The sequence below is a fragment of the Streptomyces sp. NRRL F-5727 genome (assembly GCF_000719555.1).
Lineage (GTDB): Bacteria > Actinomycetota > Actinomycetes > Streptomycetales > Streptomycetaceae > Streptomyces.
This window is the reverse complement of the sequence record NZ_JOGX01000100.1, coordinates 1-15762: the sequence shown is the minus strand read 5'-3', so window position 1 is coordinate 15762 and position 15762 is coordinate 1. Positions and strand designations below refer to the sequence as shown.

Here is a 15762-nt window from a genome sequence, read left to right as displayed (position 1 = left end):
GGCGGCCCCGCGGCGTCAGGTGCGTGCTCTCGGCGTGCCGGGTGGAAGTCCTCGTACTGGACGTACTCGGGCTTTCACCCGGTGCGGCGAGAGCGCGTGTATGGCGTCGCGGGGCAGGCGGGAGTTTGACGACAGGGCCTAGGGCCGCTGGGCCCGTACGAGCACCGCGCCCGCCTCCGTCCAGTCGTACAGCACCGAACGGCCCGCCCTCCTCCGGCGTACCAGCCCGGCCTCGTGCAGCACCTTCAGGTGACGGCCCACCGACCCGAGGCCCTGGCCCGTCAGCGCCACCAACTGGCTGGTGGAGAGCGGAGCTTCGAGGCGCAGCAGGACGCCCGCCCGGGCCGGTCCGAGCAGCGCGCCCAGCGCCTCCGGCACCGCCGGGCCCGCCCCGTGCGCCAGAACTCCCGCGCAGGGGTAGACGATCGCGTACCGTTCGTCCCCCTCCCGCGTCGCGTCCCACGACACCCAGCCCGTCTTCGGCGTCACCGGCACGAGCAGCAGCCGGCCGCCCTCGACCGAACGCGGGGGATAGTCACGGGCGTTGACCTGGAGCCTGCCGTTCCCCAGCCACCGCATCTTCCCCGGGCACAGCTCGTCCAGCGCCGCCGCCCAGCCGTCCCGCGCGAGCCGGGCGGTCCTGGCCGTCACATCGGCCTCCATCACCCGGCGCCGCCGCGGCCACTCCGGCAGCACCGTCTCCCGCCACACCCAGGTCAGCAACTCCGCGAGCCGCTCCGGCAGATCGCGCGCCGAGACCAGCGGCTCCGGCACCGGGCCGCCGACCGAGACCGCCAGGTCGGCCAGGGCGGCCCGCCGGCCGGTCGCGCGGACCACCGCCACCTCCTCCTCGAAGCACCGCTCGCCCTCGCCCAGCGGGGTGGGCGTGAGGAAGTCCGCGTTCCAGGTCGGGCTGATCGCCGCCCGGACCAGCAGCCCGTCCAGCGGCTCCGCCGCGATCCGCGCCCGGTAGGCCGGCAGGTGCTCCGCCAGCCACCTGCGCTCACCGGGGTGCCCGGCCCGCCCGGCGTGCAGCGCCTTCAGCGCGGCGACGGTCTCGGCGAGCGGCGACACCACGAACCGGCCGCCCGCGAGCGTGTCCGCCCCGATCCGCCACCACCCCATGCCCGGCCCCTCCCCGCTCGTTCCCGCGCTCCTTCTCTCCTGGTGCATGAGCGCTGAGCACCGAGCCTCGCCGCTCGCCCGGCCCGGCGCACACTGTTTCGCGGTCCCGCGAAACAGTACCGGCGCCCCTCCCGGCCTCCCCAGAATCCCCGGCACGCCCCTCTCCGCCTCCGAGGCGCCCGCCCAGGCGGGCTACCGCGACCTGTTCCGCACCCCCGAGTTCACGCCCCTCTTCCTCGCCGGCTCCGCGCAGACCGCCGCCCAGACCGTGGCCGGGCTCGGCCTCGCCACGCTCGTCTTCCGCGCCACCGGCTCCCCGCTGCTCAGCGCGCTCGCGATGTTCGGGCCCTCGCTCGCGCAGCTGCTCGGCGCCACGACCCTGCTCTCCGCCGCCGACCGGCTTCCGCCCCGTACCGCGCTGACCGTCGTCGCCGCCGTCTTCGCGGCGGGGACGGGCCTCCAGGCCGTGCCCGGGCTGCCGCTCGGCGCCGCCTTCGCGCTGCTCGCGGTCCTCGGGGTCGTCGGGTCGCTGGGCGGGGGCGTGCGGTACGGGCTCCTCGGCGAGATCCTGCCGCGCGAGCGCTATCTGCTCGGCCGCTCGGTGCTGAACATGGCCGCCGGCGTCTGCCAGATCGCCGGCTTCGCCACCGGCGGCGTGCTCCTCGCCGTGCTTTCCGCGCGCGGCACCCTCCTCGCCGGCGCCGGCCTCTACCTCCTCGCCGGACTGCTCTACCGCTGGGGGCTCACCGCCCGCCCGCCCCGCGCCGGCGGCCGGATCTCGGCGGCCCGGACCTGGCGGACCAACGTCCGGCTGCTCGCCGACCGGCCCCGCCGTCTCCTCTATCTGGCGCTGTGGGTGCCCAACGGGCTGATCGTCGGCTGCGAGGCGCTCTTCGTGGCGTACGACCCCGACCGGGCCGGTCTGCTCTTCGCCTGCGCCGCCGCCGGCATGCTCGCCGGGGACACGGTCCTGGGGCGGTTCGTGCCGGCGCGGCTGCGGGGGCGGCTCGGCGCGCCCCTCCAGGCCCTGCTGGCCGCCCCGTACCTGCTCTTCGCGCTCGGTACGGGGCTGCCTGCGGTGGCGGCGGGCGCGGCCGTGGCGGTCTCCGCCGTCGGCTACGGCGCGAGCCTGCTCTACCAGGAGCGGCTGCTGGCGCTGGTCCCGGACGAGTCGAGCGGGCACGCGCTCGGCCTGCACGGTTCCGGGATGCTCGCCTGCCAGGGTCTCGCCGCCGCCCTGGCGGGCGGTCTCGCGCAGCTCACCTCGCCGGCGACGGCGATGGCCCTGCTGGCCGTGGCCTCGCTCGCCGTCACCGCCGCCCTCACCGCGGGGCTGTCGAGCGCAGCACCACCGTCTCCTCGCACGGCCCGTCGGCGAACAGCTTGAGCGCCTCCATCTCGTCCTTGTCGACCGAGAGCCCCCAGCGCAGCTTCGTCCCCACCCACTCGCCGACGTAGCGGCAGTAGGCGGCGTTCCCGTCGGGCACCCAGGCGGCCGGATCCTGGCCGGCCTTCGCCTTCTGGCTGCGGGCGGTGACGGCGACCAGGGTCGCCGCGGCGCCCTGGTCGTTGGCGTACCGCGCCCGCCGGGCCGCCGTCCAGCCGGACGCCCCCGAGGCCCACGCCTCCTCCAGCGGGACGAGGTGGTCGACCCGGAGCAGCGCCGGGTCGGTGACGGACTGGCCGTCGTAGTACGAGGTCCACCGGCCGCCGGTGAGCGCGCAGCCGGTCCCGGTCGTGGGCGCCTCGACGGCCTCCGCGAGCAGCACCTCGGCGCGGGTGTCGCAGGCGTCGGCGGTGTCGAGGCCCTTGTCCCAGTGCGGGAAGGCCGACTCCTGGTACCCCGTGGAGTCCTCGGTGGCCTCGGCCAGTTCGGCGAGCGCGTCCGGGAAGAGCTGGACGCCGGCGGGGGCGGCGGGCGCGGCGGGGGACGGGGCGGCGAGCGGGGACAGGACGAGGGCGAGCGGGACGAGCCCGCGCATCAGGTTCTTGATCACGTACCGGTGGATAGCGCCGCCGCCGGGGCGCACGGGCGGCGAATCGCGGTGCGCTCCTCCGTGCGGGTGCGGATGTTCACCGCAGAAACGATGCGCTGTCCCGGCGCGGGGGAGGCCGTCCTGGTGCGGGGGACGCTGTCCGGCGCGGGGAGGCTGGCCCGGTGCGGCGGGGACGACGAAAGAGCGCGGAACCAGGGACCGTAAACCTGGTTCCGCGCTCTCGTCTGGTGACCGCCCGGCGGTGCGAGGCTGGCGCGACAGGACGTTCGCACCACCGGGCGGAGACGGTGGGCTCCCCTGGGGGGAGCGGGCGTTGGGACCGCGGCGGCTCCGGCGGACGCTTCGGCCGGTCCCTTCCTTCAGGTCTGGAAGGGGGGCCTGATGTGTCCTGGCCACCGCACTGGCTCGGAGCCGCCGCGGTCCTCACGCTGTCCGGATCACCGGCCACCCCTCATCCGGGCCGGCGATCCGGACGGCGTACGGCGCTGACCTCCCGTCAGTCGCCGTACGCGGTCTGGGAATCCGAGAAGGACTAGTCCTCGCGCAGGGCGCGGACGGCCTCCTCGACGCGCTTGCCGTACTCGGGGTCGGCGGCGGCGAAGTGGGCGATGTTCTTCTCGATGACGTCCTCGCGGGACACCTGGGAGAGACCGCCGGCGATGTTGGCGATCAGCCGGGACTTCTCCTCCTCCGACATCAGCCGGTAGAGCTCGCCGGCCTGGAAGAAGTCGTCGTCCTTGGTGTGCTGCGGGGCCGCGTGGGTGCCGGTCCAGCCGTGGATCGCGAGCGGCGCGGAGAGCGGCGCGTCGGTCTGGGCCGGGCCCTGGTACGAGTTGGGCTCGTAGTTCTTGTCGTACCGCGAGCCGTTGCGGGTCGCCATGAAGCCGTCGCGGCCGTAGTTCTCGGCGACCGTCGCCTTGGGGGCGTTCACCGGGAGCTGGGTGTGGTTGACGCCGAGGCGGTAGCGGTGGGCGTCCGCGTAGGCGAAGAGACGGCCCTGCAGCATCTTGTCCGGCGAGGGGCCGATGCCCGGCACGAAGTTGTTCGGGGAGAACGCGGCCTGCTCGACCTCGGCGAAGACGTTGTCCGGGTTGCGGTCGAGGACCATCCGGCCGACGCGCTGGAGCGGGTAGTCGGCGTGCGGCCACACCTTGGTGAGGTCGAACGGGTTGAAGCGGTAGTCGGCGGCCTCGGCGGCCGGCATGACCTGCACGTAGAGGGTCCACGACGGGTTCACGCCGCGCTCGATCGCCTGGAGCAGGTCGGTCTGGTGCGAGTTGGCGTCCTTGCCGACGAGTTCGGCGGCCTGCTCGGCGGAGAGGGAGCGGATGCCCTGGTTCGTCTTGAAGTGGTACTTGACGAAGAACGCCTCGCCCGCCTCGTTGGTCCACTGGTAGGTGTGCGAGCCGTAGCCGTTCATGTGACGGTACGAGGCCGGGATGCCGCGGTCGCCCATGAGCCAGGTGATCTGGTGGGTGGCCTCGGGGGCGTGCGCCCAGAAGTCCCAGACGTTGTCCGGCTCCTGCTTGCCCGTGAAGGGGTCGCGCTTCTGCGAGTGGATGAAGTCGGGGAACTTGATCGGGTCCTTGATGAAGAACACCGGGGTGTTGTTGCCGACGAGGTCGTAGTTGCCCTCCTCGGTGTAGAACTTCACCGCGAAGCCGCGCGGGTCGCGGACCGCGTCCGCGCCGCCGAGCGAGTCGGCCACGGTCGAGAAGCGGATGAACAGCTCCGTCTTCTTGCCCACCTCGGAGAGGAAGTCGGCCTTGGTGAAGCCGGTGACGTCGTCGGTCACCTCGAAGTAGCCGTACGCGCCGGAGCCACGGGCGTGCACCACGCGCTCCGGGATCCGCTCACGGTTGAAGCGCGCGAGCTTCTCCAGCAGGTGCTGGTCCTGGAGGAGCAGAGGGCCGCCGACGCCGGCGGTGGCGGAGTTCTGGTTGTCGGCGACGGGGGCGCCGGACTCGGTCGTAAGCACGCGCTGCGTCATGTGTCGGGGCGGCCTTTCCGTACGGATGCTGCTGACGATGCGTGGAGACTAAGGATGCTCTTCCGACGGCGTCAACAGTTTGTTGAAATTGAAGTGTGGTGTTCCGGTCGGCGGCGGCGCCTTGGGCGCGACAGGACAGGTGTCAGCACCGCCGCCGACCGGAAATCTGGGGCCCCGCCGAGGCGGGGCGTCGGCTCAGAGCTGCGCGCCGGAGAGACGCTCGACGGCGCGGAGCAGGGCCGAGTGGTCCAGGCCGCCGTCACCCTGCGCGCGCAGCGAGGCGACGAGCTGGGCGACCACGGCGCCGACCGGGAGGGCCGCGCCGACGTTGCGGGCGGCGTCGGTCACGATGCCCATGTCCTTGTGGTGCAGGTCGATCCGGAAGCCGGGCTTGAAGTCCCGGTTCAGGAAGTTGTCCTTCTTGCGGGTCAGCACGGTCGAGCCGGCCAGACCGCCGTTGAGGACGTCGAGGGCGGCCTGCAGGTCCACGCCGGACTTCTCCAGGAAGACCACGGCCTCGGCGCACGCCTGGATGTTCACGGCGACGATGAGCTGGTTGGCCGCCTTGACCGTCTGGCCGGAGCCGTGCGGGCCGCAGAGCACGATGACCTTGCCGAGGGCCTCCAGGATCGGGAGGGCCTCGTCGAAGTCGGCCTGCTCGCCGCCGACCATGATCGAGAGCACGGCCTCGATGGCGCCGGCCTCGCCGCCGGAGACGGGGGCGTCGATGACGCGGATGCCCTTCTCCTTGGCGTTCTTGGCCAGGTCGACCGAGGTCTGCGGGGTGATCGACGACATGTCGATGATCAGGGCGCCCCGCTTGGCGTTCTCCAGGATGCCCTCGGGGCCGTAGGAGATCGCCTCGACCTGCGGGGAGGCGGGCACCATCGTGATGATCACGTCGGCGTCCTTGACGGCCTCGGCGATCGAGCCGGCCGCGGTGCCGCCGGCGGCGGCCAGGCGGTCGAGCTTGTCCTGCTCCAGGGTGAAGCCGGTGACGGAGTAGCCGGCCTTGATCAGGTTCTCGGACATGGGGGAGCCCATGATGCCGAGGCCGATCCACGCGATCGCCGGGCGGGCGGGCTGGGGGGAGCTGGGGAGGTTGCTCATGGGGGTGCCTCTCAAAACAAGGTGGTACGGGGAGGGGGCCTGCGTCAGCGGGCCGGGCGGGCCTCTGCGGCGAGCCATTCGAAGGACGCGGCGGCGTCGGCGGCCTTGTACTCCAGGCCGACCCAGCCGTCGTAACCGGCCTTCCTCAGCTCGTCGAGGAGCTGCTCCAGCGGGAGTTCACCGGTGCCCGGGGCGCCGCGGCCCGGCATGTCCGCGATCTGCACGTGGCCGGTCTTGTCCGCGTACCGCGCGATGACGGCGCTGACGTCCTCGCCGTTCATGGCCAGGTGGTAGATGTCGAGGAGGAACTTGGCGTTGCCGAGCCCGGTGGCCTCGTTCACCTTGTCGACGACCTCGATCGCGGAGGGGGCGCTCACCAGCGGGTAGAGCGGCGACTCCGGCTTGTTCAGGGTCTCGATCAGCAGGATCGCGCCGACGCGGTCGGCGGCGCGGGCGGCCAGGACCAGGTTCTCCAGGGCGAGGGCGTCCTGGACCTCCGGGTCGACGCCCTCCACGCGGTTGCCGTAGAGCGCGTTGAGCGCCTTGCAGCCGACCGAGGCGGCGAAGTCCGCGGCGATGTCGATGTTGGCCCTGAAGCGGTCGGACTCCTCGCCCGGGACCGAGACCGCGCCGCGGTCCGGGCCGGGGAGCTGCCCGGCGTAGAAGTTCAGGCCCACCAGCTGGGTGCCGGCGTCCTCCAGGGCTTTCCTGAGGGCGTCGAGCTCACTCTGCTCGGGGGTGGCGGTGTCGATCCAGGGCCACCACAGCTCGACCGCGGTGAAGCCGGCCGCGGCGGCGGCCGCGGGGCGCTCCAGGAGCGGGAGTTCCGTGAAGAGGATCGACAGGTTCACATCGAAGCGCTGGTCCGAGCCGGCGCCTTCTGAGAAGCGGGCCATGAGGGGCGGCGCTCCTTCCGTATTGCGGAAGTCGTTTTCTGTCTGACGGAAGGTTGCCGGGCGAGCGTCCGACTTGTCAAGAGGTCCCCGCAGGTCCGGGGCTCCCCAGTGGCCCGAACGGGCCGTAGCGTGGGGGCATGGTGCGTTTGAGAGTGGAGTTCACGACCGAGCCGTTCGACCTCGACGAGGCGCCGGCGCACGCGGTCGTGGCCCGTGAGGTCATCCAGTCGGCCGAACTGGACGCGGTCGATGTCGGCCCCTTCGGCAACACCGCGGAAGGCGGCGCCGACGCCGTGCTCACCGCCGTCGACGAGCTGCTGCGCAAGGCGCTCGGTGCCGGTGCCACCCGGGTCTCGCTCCAGGTCAACGTGATCGGTGAGGGCGGGGAGGACGCGAAGTGACCGAGCACCCCTTGGCGGCGGCGGTGAAGCCGCTGGTCGACGCGATGGGCGCGGAGCTCCTCGAGCCCGCTCAGGCGGCGGCGGACGACGTCGTCCTGTCCTGGGAGGGCGAGGACGTCCTCGCCGTACGGCTGCCGCAGCTCTCGGACTCGCTGGACCACATCCTCGCGGCGATGGAGCGGCGGCACGGGATGCCGCTGTCGGAGCTCGACCGCAAGAGCAAGCAGGAGGTCGTCCGCGTCCTGGAGGCCCGCGGCGCCTTCTCGGTGCGGCACGGGGTGGAGACGGTGGCGGGGGCACTGGGTGTCAGCCGCTTCACCGTCTACAACTACCTGAACAGGGAAAACGCCTCCAAGAACGCGTAGTTGATCAAGAGCAGGCACAAGCCGTCGTCCACGTGTCGGGACGGCGGCTTTTGTAACGCCGATTTTTCAACAAAGTGTTGACGTGTTGTTGTCGAGGGCGTTAGCTATCCGCAGCCCGTCCGACGCACAGCGAAAAACAGCCACGGAGGCTTCCCGTGACTTCAGGTACGACACCGGGCCTCACCCGGTTCAACACCTCGGCGGACAGCGAGGCCCGCGCCGCGCTCCACGAGGTGTGCTCCAGCTCGGCGTGGGGGAGCAGGATCCTCGCCCAGCGCCCGTACACCACCGCCGAAGCCCTCTTCCTCGCGAGCGACGCCGCCACGGCCGAGCTCACCGCCGAGGACCTGGCCGAGGCGATGGCGGGCCACCCGCCGATCGGTCGTCCGAAGGAAGGGGATGCCACCTCCACCCGCGAGCAGAGCGGGATGGCCGGTGCCTCCGCCGAGCTCAAGGCCGAGATGCTCGAACTGAACCTGGCCTACCAGGAGAAGTTCGGCCACGTCTTCCTCATCTGCGCCACCGGCAGGACCGGCGAGCAGATGCGCGACGCGGTCAAGGACCGGATCGGCAACGCGCCCGAGCAGGAGCGCGAGATCGTCCGCGCCGAACTGGGCAAGATCAACCGCATCCGGCTCACCCGACTCGTAGAGGAAGAGAGCGCCGCATGAGCACCGACACCACGGCCTCGGTGTCCACCCACATCCTGGACACCAGCATCGGTCGCCCCGCGGAGGGCGTGGCGATCACGCTCGCCGCCCGCGCCGGCTCCGACGCCGCCTGGGTCGCGCTCGGCGGCTCGGCCACCGACGCCGACGGACGGTGCAAGGACCTGCCGGCCCTGCCGGTCGGCACCACCCACGTACGCCTCGACTTCGAGACCGAGGCGTACTTCCTGAGCAAGCAGAACCAGCAAGCCGAGGCGCAGCAGGACGCCCCCGCGAATCGGGACAGCGGTCCGGCCGGTGCTTTCTTCCCGGAGGTGGCGATCACGTTCGCCGTCAAGCCGGGCGAGCACTACCACGTACCGCTGCTGCTCAACCCGTTCGGCTACTCCGTTTACCGAGGGAGCTAGCAGACATGACACCCCTTTCCCGCCCTGCCCACCCTGTGATCCTCGGCCAGAACCAGTACGGCAAAGCAGAGAACCGCGTCGTCAAGATCACGCGGGACGGCGCCACCCACCACATCAAGGACCTGAACGTCTCCGTCGCCCTCTCCGGCGACCTCGACGACGTCCACCTCACCGGCTCCAACGCCCACTGCCTCCCCACCGACACGACGAAGAACACCGTCTTCGCGTTCGCCAAGGAGTACGGCATCGAGTCCGCCGAGCAGTTCGGCATCCACCTCGCCCGCCACTTCGTGACGAGCCAGGAGCCGATCAAGCGGGCCCGGATCCGGATCGAGGAGTACGCCTGGGAGCGCATCGCCTCCTCCGACGCCAACTCCAAGTTCATCGGCGCCGACGAGGTCAACCACTCCTTCGTCCGCAAGGGCCAGGAGACCCGGGTCACCCAGATCACCTACGACGGCGAGAAGTGGGAGGTCATCTCCGGCCTCAAGGACCTCGTCGTCATGAACTCCACCAACTCGGAGTTCTGGGGCTACATCAAGGACAAGTACACCACCCTCCAGGAGGCGTACGACCGCATCCTGGCCACCCAGGTCTCCGGCCGCTGGCGGTTCAACTGGACCGACGACGACCAGCGCATGCCCAACTGGGAGCGGTCCTACGAGCAGACCAGGCGCCACATGCTCGAAGCCTTCGCCGAGACCTACTCGTACTCCCTCCAGCAGACGCTGTACCAGATGGCCACGCGGATCATCAACCACCGCGCGGAGATCGACGAGGTGCGCTTCTCGCTCCCCAACAAGCACCACTTCCTGGTGGACCTGGAGCCCTTCGGGCTGAAGAACGACAACGAGGTCTACTACGCCGCGGACCGCATGTACGGCCTGATCGAGGCCACGGTCCTGCGTGACGGCGCCGAGGCGCTGATCCCGGTCGACATGACCAATCTCTGAGTGGCACCACATCTCTGAGCGGCACTGAGTGACCCGGTCCCCGCCCGCCCGCAGTCGGGCGGGGACCGGCACCAGACCGGAGGGAACCCAGCATGGCACTGCCCGCACAGGGGCCGGCGTCCGCCGAAGGCCCGTGTCCCACCCCGTCGTCCACCCCGGCCCCGTCCCAGGCCGCCTGCCATCCGGTGGACGAGAAGCTTCCCGCCTCGCGGCTCGTCCCCGCCGCGCTCCAGCACATCGCCGCCATGTACGCGGGCGTCGTCACCCCTCCGCTCATCATCGGCCAGGCCGTCGGCCTGGACGCGGCCGGGATGACCCGGCTCATCGCCGCGAGCCTGCTGATCGCCGGACTCGCCACCCTCCTGCAGACCCTCGGCGTCCGGAACCTCGCCGGCAACCGGCTCCCGTTCGTCAACGCCGCCTCCTCCGCGGGCATCGCCCCCATGCTGGCCATCGCCGAGACGAGCGCCCCCGGGCACCAGCTCCCCGCCATCTACGGCGCGGTCATGGTCGCCGGCGTCTTCTGCCTCGCCGTCGGCCCCTTCTTCGGCCGGCTGCTGCGCTTCTTCCCGCCGCTCGTCACCGGCGTCGTCATCACCCTGATCGGCGTCACCCTGATGCCGGTGCCCGTCAGCTGGGCCCAGGGCGGCGACAGGACCGCCGCCGACTTCGGCGCCATGAAGCACCTCGCCCTCGCCGGCTTCACCCTGGTCGTCGTCCTGCTCTTCCAGCGCTTCGGCCGCGGCTTCCTCCGGCAGATCGCCCTGCTCCTCGGCCTGTTCATCGGCACCCTCGCCGCGATCCCCTTCGGGATGGCCGACTTCACCGCCCTGCGCGAGGCGCCCGTCGCCGCGCTGCCCGCCCCCTTCGCCTTCGGCGTCCCCGAGTTCCAGCCCGCCGCGATCCTCTCCCTGTGCATCGTGATGTTGGTCCTCATGACCGAGTCCAGCGCCTGCATGCTCGCCCTCGGCGAGATCTGCGACCGGCCCAGCGACGGGAGGACCATCACCCGCGGGCTGCGCACCGACGGCGTCGCCACCCTGCTCGGCCCCGTCTTCGGCGGCTTCCCGACCTCCGCCTTCGCGCAGAACGTCGGCGTCGTCTCGCTCACCCGGGTCCGCTCCCGCTACGTGGTCGCCGTCGCCGGCGGCGCCCTCCTGGTGCTCGGCGCCTTCCCGGTCCTCGGCGCGGTGGTCTCCCTGGTCCCGATGCCCGTCCTCGGGGGCGCCGGCATCGTCCTCTTCGGCTCCATCGCGGTCAGCGGCATCCGGACCCTCTCCGAGGCCGGACTCGACGACAGCTCCAACATCATCCTGGTGGCCGTCGCGCTCGGCGCGGGCATCATCCCGCTCGCCGCGCCCACCTTCTACGCCGGATTCCCCGCCTGGGCGCAGACCGTGCTCGGCTCCGGCATCAGCGCGGGCGCGCTCGTCGCCGTCCTGCTGAACCTGTTCTTCCACCATCTCGGCACCCGGAGCCGTCACACGGCCCCGGCACTCAAATCCTCCTAGGGTCCTGCCGTGCCCACCCCACCCATGAGGAATGAAGGAAGCACCGCCATGGCAGCACCTTCGGCAGCCCAGCGCATCGTCATCGAGAACGCGGCGATCGCCACCGTCGACGCGAACGACACCGAGTACGCCTCCGGGTACCTCGTCGTCGCCGGCAACAGGATCGAGTCCCTCGGCGCCGGCAAGGCCCCCGAGAACCTGGAGAACGTGGTCCGGCGGATCGACGCCACCGGCCACCTGGTCACCCCGGGCCTGGTCAACACCCACCACCACTTCTACCAGTGGATCACCCGGGGCCTGGCCACCGACCACAACCTCTTCAACTGGCTGGTCGCGCTCTACCCGACCTGGGCCCGCATCGACGAGCAGATGGTGCGCGTCGCCGCCCAGGGCTCGCTCGCCATGATGGCCCGCGGCGGCGTCACCACCGCCATGGACCACCACTACGTCTTCCCGCAGGGCTCCGGCGACCTCTCCGGCGCCATCATCGGCGCCGCCTCCGAGATGGGCGTGCGCTTCACCCTGGCCCGCGGCTCCATGGACCGCAGCGAGAAGGACGGCGGCCTGCCGCCGGACTTCGCCGTCGAGACCACCGAGGGCGCGCTCGCCGCGACCGAGGAGACCGTCAAGAAGCACCACGACGCCTCCTTCGACTCGATGACGCAGGTCGCCGTCGCCCCCTGCTCGCCCTTCTCCATCTCCACCGAGCTGCTCCGCGAGGGTGCCGCCCTCGGCCGCCGCCTCGGCGTGCGCATGCACACCCACGGCTCGGAGACCGTGGAGGAGGAGAAGTTCTGCCACGAGCTCTTCGGCATGGGCCCGACCGACTACTTCGAGTCGACCGGCTTCCTCGGCGAGGACGTGTGGATGGCGCACTGCGTCCACATGAACGACTCCGACATCGCGGCCTTCGCCCGTACGAAGACCGGTGTCGCCCACTGTCCGTCGTCCAACGCGCGCCTCGCCGCCGGCATCGCCCGCGTCCCCGACATGCTGAAGGCGGGCGTCCCGGTCGGCCTCGGCGTCGACGGCACCGCCTCCAACGAGTCCGGCGAGCTCCACACCGAACTCCGCAACGCCCTGCTGATCAACCGCCTCGGCGCCCACCGCGAGTCCGCGCTCAACGCCCGCCAGGCCCTCCGCCTCGGCACCTACGGCGGCGCGCAGGTCCTCGGCCGCGCCGACAGCATCGGCTCGCTGGAGGCCGGCAAGCTCGCCGACTTCGTCCTCTGGAAGATCGACGGCCTCGGCCACTCCTCGATCGCCGACCCGGTCACCGCCATCGTCTTCGGCGCGGCGGCCCCGGTCACCGCCTCCTTCGTCAACGGCAAGCAGATCGTGGAGAACAACCGCCTGCTCACCGTCGACGAGGACACCATCGCGCGCGACGCGCGCACGGAGGCCCAGCGCCTGGCCCGCATCGCGGCCCAGGGCTGACGCTCCCCCCGGAGTCCGGTCGAGGGGGACGGCCCTCGACCGGTCGCCGCGGACCCGAACCGGCTCCGCGGCAGCCCGACCGGGCGGCGCCGTACGCACCAGTCGTACGGCGCCCCCCGGGACGGCGACCCGTGCCCGCACCCCCACCGGGCGCCCCGTCCCCGCGCCGCACCCCCTCCTCCGGCGCCTCGCACCACCCCGCACCGAGCCGCACCTCCTGCACTTCGCACCGCATCGCACCACCTCCCTGACACCCGCGTCACCGCCGACGTGTACCCGACCGGAGGAACCGCCGTGGCCGACGAGCCCCAGGTTCGCAATGCACAAGACGCAGGCACCGCCCCGGAAGACCGGACCAAGCATCCGGTCGACGAGACCCTGCCCCCACTGAAGATGTTCACCAGCGGCCTCCAGCACGTGGCCGCCATGTACGCGGGCGTGGTGGCCCCGCCGCTGATCGTCGGAGCGGCCGTCGGCCTCTCCGGCACCGAACTCACCTTCCTGACCGGCGCCAGCCTCTTCACCGCCGGCCTCGCGACCTTCCTCCAGACCCTCGGCGTCTGGAAGATCGGGGCCAAGCTCCCCTTCGTCAACGGCGTCACCTTCGCCGGCGTCGCCCCGATGCTCGCCATCGTCGACACGACGGAGAACAAGGCCGACGCGCTGCCCGTCATCTTCGGCGCGATCATCGTCGCCGGTCTCCTCGGCTTCCTGGCCGCGCCCTGGTTCTCCCGCCTCGTGCGGTTCTTCCCGCCGGTCGTCACCGGCACCGTCATCACCCTGATCGGCATCTCGCTGCTGCCGGTCGCCTTCGGCTGGGCCCAGGGGCCCAACCCGGCGGCGGAGGACTACGGTTCGGGCAGATTCCTCGCCCTGGCCGCCGTCACCCTCGCGATCGTCCTGCTGCTGCGCCGCTTCACCCGCGGCTTCCTCAAGCAGATCGCGGTCCTCGTCGGCCTCGTCCTCGGCACCCTGATCGCCATACCCTTCGGCGTCACCGACTTCTCCCCGGTGACCGAGGCGGACCTCGTCGGCTTCCCCAGCCCCTTCCACTTCGGCGCCCCGCAGTTCGCCCTCGCCGCGATCATCTCGATGTGCGTCGTCATGCTGGTCTCGATGACCGAGTCCACCGCCGACATGCTGGCGCTCGGCGAGATCGTCGAGCGGCCCGCCGACGAGAAGACCATCGCCGCCGGTCTGCGCGCCGACACCCTCGGCTCGGCGATCAGCCCGCTCTTCAACGGCTTCATGTGCAGCGCCTTCGCCCAGAACGTCGGCCTGGTCGCCATGACCCGGATCCGCAGCCGCTTCGTCGTCGCCTGCGGCGGCGGCCTGCTCGTCCTGATGGGCCTCTCGCCGGTGATGGCCTCGCTGATCTCGGTCGTGCCCCGCCCGGTGCTCGGCGGCGCGGGCGTCGTCCTCTTCGGCTCGGTCGCCGCCAGCGGCATCCAGACCCTGGTCAAGGCCGGCCTGGAGAAGGACAACAACGTCCTCATCGTCGCCGTCTCGCTGGCGGTCGGCATCATTCCGATCACCAAGCCGGACTTCTACCACGCCTTCCCGGAGACCGCGCAGATCATCCTGGACTCCGGCATCTCCACCGGCTGCGTCGCGGCCGTCCTGCTCAACGTGGTCTTCAACCACTTCGGCGGGCGCCGGGACGACGACGAGGTGACGGCGCCGATGGAGCCGGGCGAGGAGATCTCCGAGACCCGCGCCAAGACGGTCCACGCCCACTAGGACCCGCCCCAGGACCCGTCCCGGGAACCACCCCGGGAACCGTCCCGCCCGCCCCGGGCCCCGCGCACCCCGCGGGGCCCGGGGCGGCGTCGTGCCCGCCGCCCTCACGCCGACTCCAGCGCGATCCGCCGGGCGCACTCCCCGGCCAGCGCCGGATACGCGGCGGCGATCGCCTCGTACAGCCTGCGCCGCAGCAGCCGTTCGGCCTCGCGGCGGCCGGTGTCGCCGTACAGCCCGTCGAGCAGCGTCTCGTACCGCGCCAGCGCCTGCCGCAGATAGCCCACCTGCCACCGGACCAGCGAGCCGGCCGGCGCCGGACCGCCCCGCCCGGCCGGGGCGCGCGCGGTCAGCAGGTGCCGGTGGCGGACCGCCCGCCGCTCCAGCTCGGCCGCGGGCAGCCGCGGCACCTCGATCGGCTCGGCCCGGATCGCCGCGAGCACGGCGGCCCGCCGCGTCCCGGCGAGCACCCCGACGGCGGCGCTCCGGCGGGCCTCCACCAGCGCCGTCGACGCCGCCCTGAACTCCGGCGTCCGCTCCACCGCCTCCACCCGCGCCAGCAGATACAGCCGCACCGGCCGCGGCGCGTACCGCCGAGGGTCGCGCCCCTGCACGTCCGGCAGCCCCAGCAGCTCCCGCACCATCGCGTCGGTCCAGCCGCGCCGCCGCACCCCGGCCGGCGACACGTACAGCGAACGGTCCGTCATGATCCCCCCAAGAATCGACTACGGAGAGTAACGGTTCCAGTGAAGCGCACCCCACTGACAACGCCCCCGTGAAGCCCTCTTGCGCGGGTCTCCCCAGGCGTGCGATATAGGTCTGGACCTTTCCGACGGACGGAGGCCGGCCCGTGCAACGCCCGCTCCCCGCAAGCCTGTCGACCGTGCTCGTGCTCGCCGCACTCACCGCCTGCTCCACCGGGACACCGCCGGACACCACCCCGCCCGCACCCCCCACCGGCCTCACCGCCACCTCCGGCAGCGCCACCACCGTCCACGTCATGTGGCAGGCCGCCACCGACGACCGCGCCGTCACCGGCTACCAGGTCCTCCAGGACGGCCGCCAGGTCAGGGAACTCCCCGCCACCACCCTCATGACCGACGTCACCGGCCTCACCCCCGGCACCCGCCACACCCTGTCTCTTATACACATCTCCGAGCCCACG

16 protein-coding genes are annotated in these 15762 nt (G+C 72.0%); 10 read left to right on the top strand and 6 right to left on the bottom strand.

Annotated features, from left to right (window positions below):
• Positions 1-138 precede the first annotated feature (138 nt).
• Positions 139-1125 (bottom strand): ArsR/SmtB family transcription factor, encoded by a 987-nt coding sequence (locus IF73_RS0135505; protein WP_031015292.1) that lies wholly within the window; start codon positions 1123-1125, stop codon positions 139-141.
• Between the two features lie 46 nt (positions 1126-1171).
• On the opposite strand from IF73_RS0135505, the gene IF73_RS0135500 reads away from it, so the two are divergent.
• A complete protein-coding gene (locus IF73_RS0135500; RefSeq protein WP_234338441.1) occupies positions 1172-2512 on the top strand; it encodes an MFS transporter in 1341 nt (446 codons plus the stop codon).
• On the opposite strand, the gene IF73_RS0135495 is transcribed toward IF73_RS0135500, so the two are convergent.
• The 4 genes from IF73_RS0135495 to IF73_RS0135480 all read right to left on the bottom strand — a co-directional run bounded on the left by IF73_RS0135495 (position 2448) and on the right by IF73_RS0135480 (position 7118).
• Positions 2448-3122 (bottom strand): hypothetical protein, encoded by a 675-nt coding sequence (locus IF73_RS0135495; protein ID WP_031015288.1) that lies wholly within the window; start codon positions 3120-3122, stop codon positions 2448-2450. The two genes, IF73_RS0135500 and IF73_RS0135495, sit on opposite strands and share 65 nt — an antisense overlap.
• 532 nt (positions 3123-3654) lie before the next feature.
• Complete coding sequence (locus IF73_RS0135490) at positions 3655-5112, bottom strand: catalase (RefSeq protein WP_031015285.1); 1458 nt, start codon at positions 5110-5112, stop codon at positions 3655-3657.
• Positions 5113-5307: 195 nt separating this feature from the next.
• Positions 5308-6222: a 2-hydroxy-3-oxopropionate reductase gene (locus IF73_RS0135485; protein WP_031015283.1), complete on the bottom strand. Its 915-nt coding sequence runs from the start codon at positions 6220-6222 to the stop codon at positions 5308-5310.
• Positions 6223-6266: 44 nt separating this feature from the next.
• The gene (locus IF73_RS0135480; protein WP_031015281.1) at positions 6267-7118 is read right to left on the bottom strand and encodes a TIM barrel protein; all 852 of its coding nucleotides are present in this window, start codon (positions 7116-7118) and stop codon (positions 6267-6269) included.
• 140 nt (positions 7119-7258) lie between these two features.
• On the opposite strand from IF73_RS0135480, the gene IF73_RS0135475 reads away from it, so the two are divergent.
• From IF73_RS0135475 to IF73_RS0135440, 8 genes are all read left to right on the top strand, one after another.
• Entirely contained in the window at positions 7259-7519 is a 261-nt protein-coding gene (locus tag IF73_RS0135475) for a hypothetical protein (RefSeq protein WP_037881565.1), read from the top strand.
• Positions 7520-7563: 44 nt separating this feature from the next.
• Positions 7564-7884 carry a helix-turn-helix domain-containing protein gene (locus IF73_RS0135470; protein WP_107049389.1) on the top strand — a complete coding sequence of 107 codons (321 nt, stop codon included), beginning with the start codon at positions 7564-7566 and terminating at the stop codon, positions 7882-7884.
• A 155-nt stretch (positions 7885-8039) separates the two neighbouring features.
• A complete protein-coding gene (gene uraD / locus IF73_RS0135465; RefSeq protein WP_031015274.1) occupies positions 8040-8555 on the top strand; it encodes a 2-oxo-4-hydroxy-4-carboxy-5-ureidoimidazoline decarboxylase in 516 nt (171 codons plus the stop codon).
• Positions 8552-8959, top strand: a complete 408-nt coding sequence (uraH, locus tag IF73_RS0135460; RefSeq protein WP_031015272.1) for a hydroxyisourate hydrolase — start codon at positions 8552-8554, stop codon at positions 8957-8959. Before uraD ends, uraH begins: the two co-directional genes overlap by 4 nt.
• 5 nt (positions 8960-8964) lie before the next feature.
• Positions 8965-9912: a factor-independent urate hydroxylase gene (pucL, locus tag IF73_RS0135455; RefSeq protein WP_031015271.1), complete on the top strand. Its 948-nt coding sequence runs from the start codon at positions 8965-8967 to the stop codon at positions 9910-9912.
• Between the two features lie 92 nt (positions 9913-10004).
• On the top strand, positions 10005-11423 hold the full coding sequence (locus IF73_RS0135450; RefSeq protein WP_031015269.1) for a nucleobase:cation symporter-2 family protein: 1419 nt from the start codon (positions 10005-10007) through the stop codon (positions 11421-11423).
• A gap of 48 nt (positions 11424-11471) precedes the next feature.
• Positions 11472-12860: an 8-oxoguanine deaminase gene (locus tag IF73_RS0135445; protein WP_031015266.1), complete on the top strand. Its 1389-nt coding sequence runs from the start codon at positions 11472-11474 to the stop codon at positions 12858-12860.
• A gap of 393 nt (positions 12861-13253) precedes the next feature.
• Positions 13254-14600: a nucleobase:cation symporter-2 family protein gene (locus IF73_RS0135440; protein WP_107049388.1), complete on the top strand. Its 1347-nt coding sequence runs from the start codon at positions 13254-13256 to the stop codon at positions 14598-14600.
• Positions 14601-14704: 104 nt separating this feature from the next.
• Here IF73_RS0135440 and IF73_RS0135435 read toward each other — a convergent pair whose 3' ends face one another.
• A complete protein-coding gene (locus IF73_RS0135435; RefSeq protein WP_031015262.1) occupies positions 14705-15304 on the bottom strand; it encodes a hypothetical protein in 600 nt (199 codons plus the stop codon).
• Between the two features lie 176 nt (positions 15305-15480).
• On the opposite strand from IF73_RS0135435, the gene IF73_RS0135430 reads away from it, so the two are divergent.
• Positions 15481-15762 (top strand): fibronectin type III domain-containing protein (locus tag IF73_RS0135430; RefSeq protein WP_234338440.1); only part of this gene is annotated, 282 nt, incomplete at its 3' end.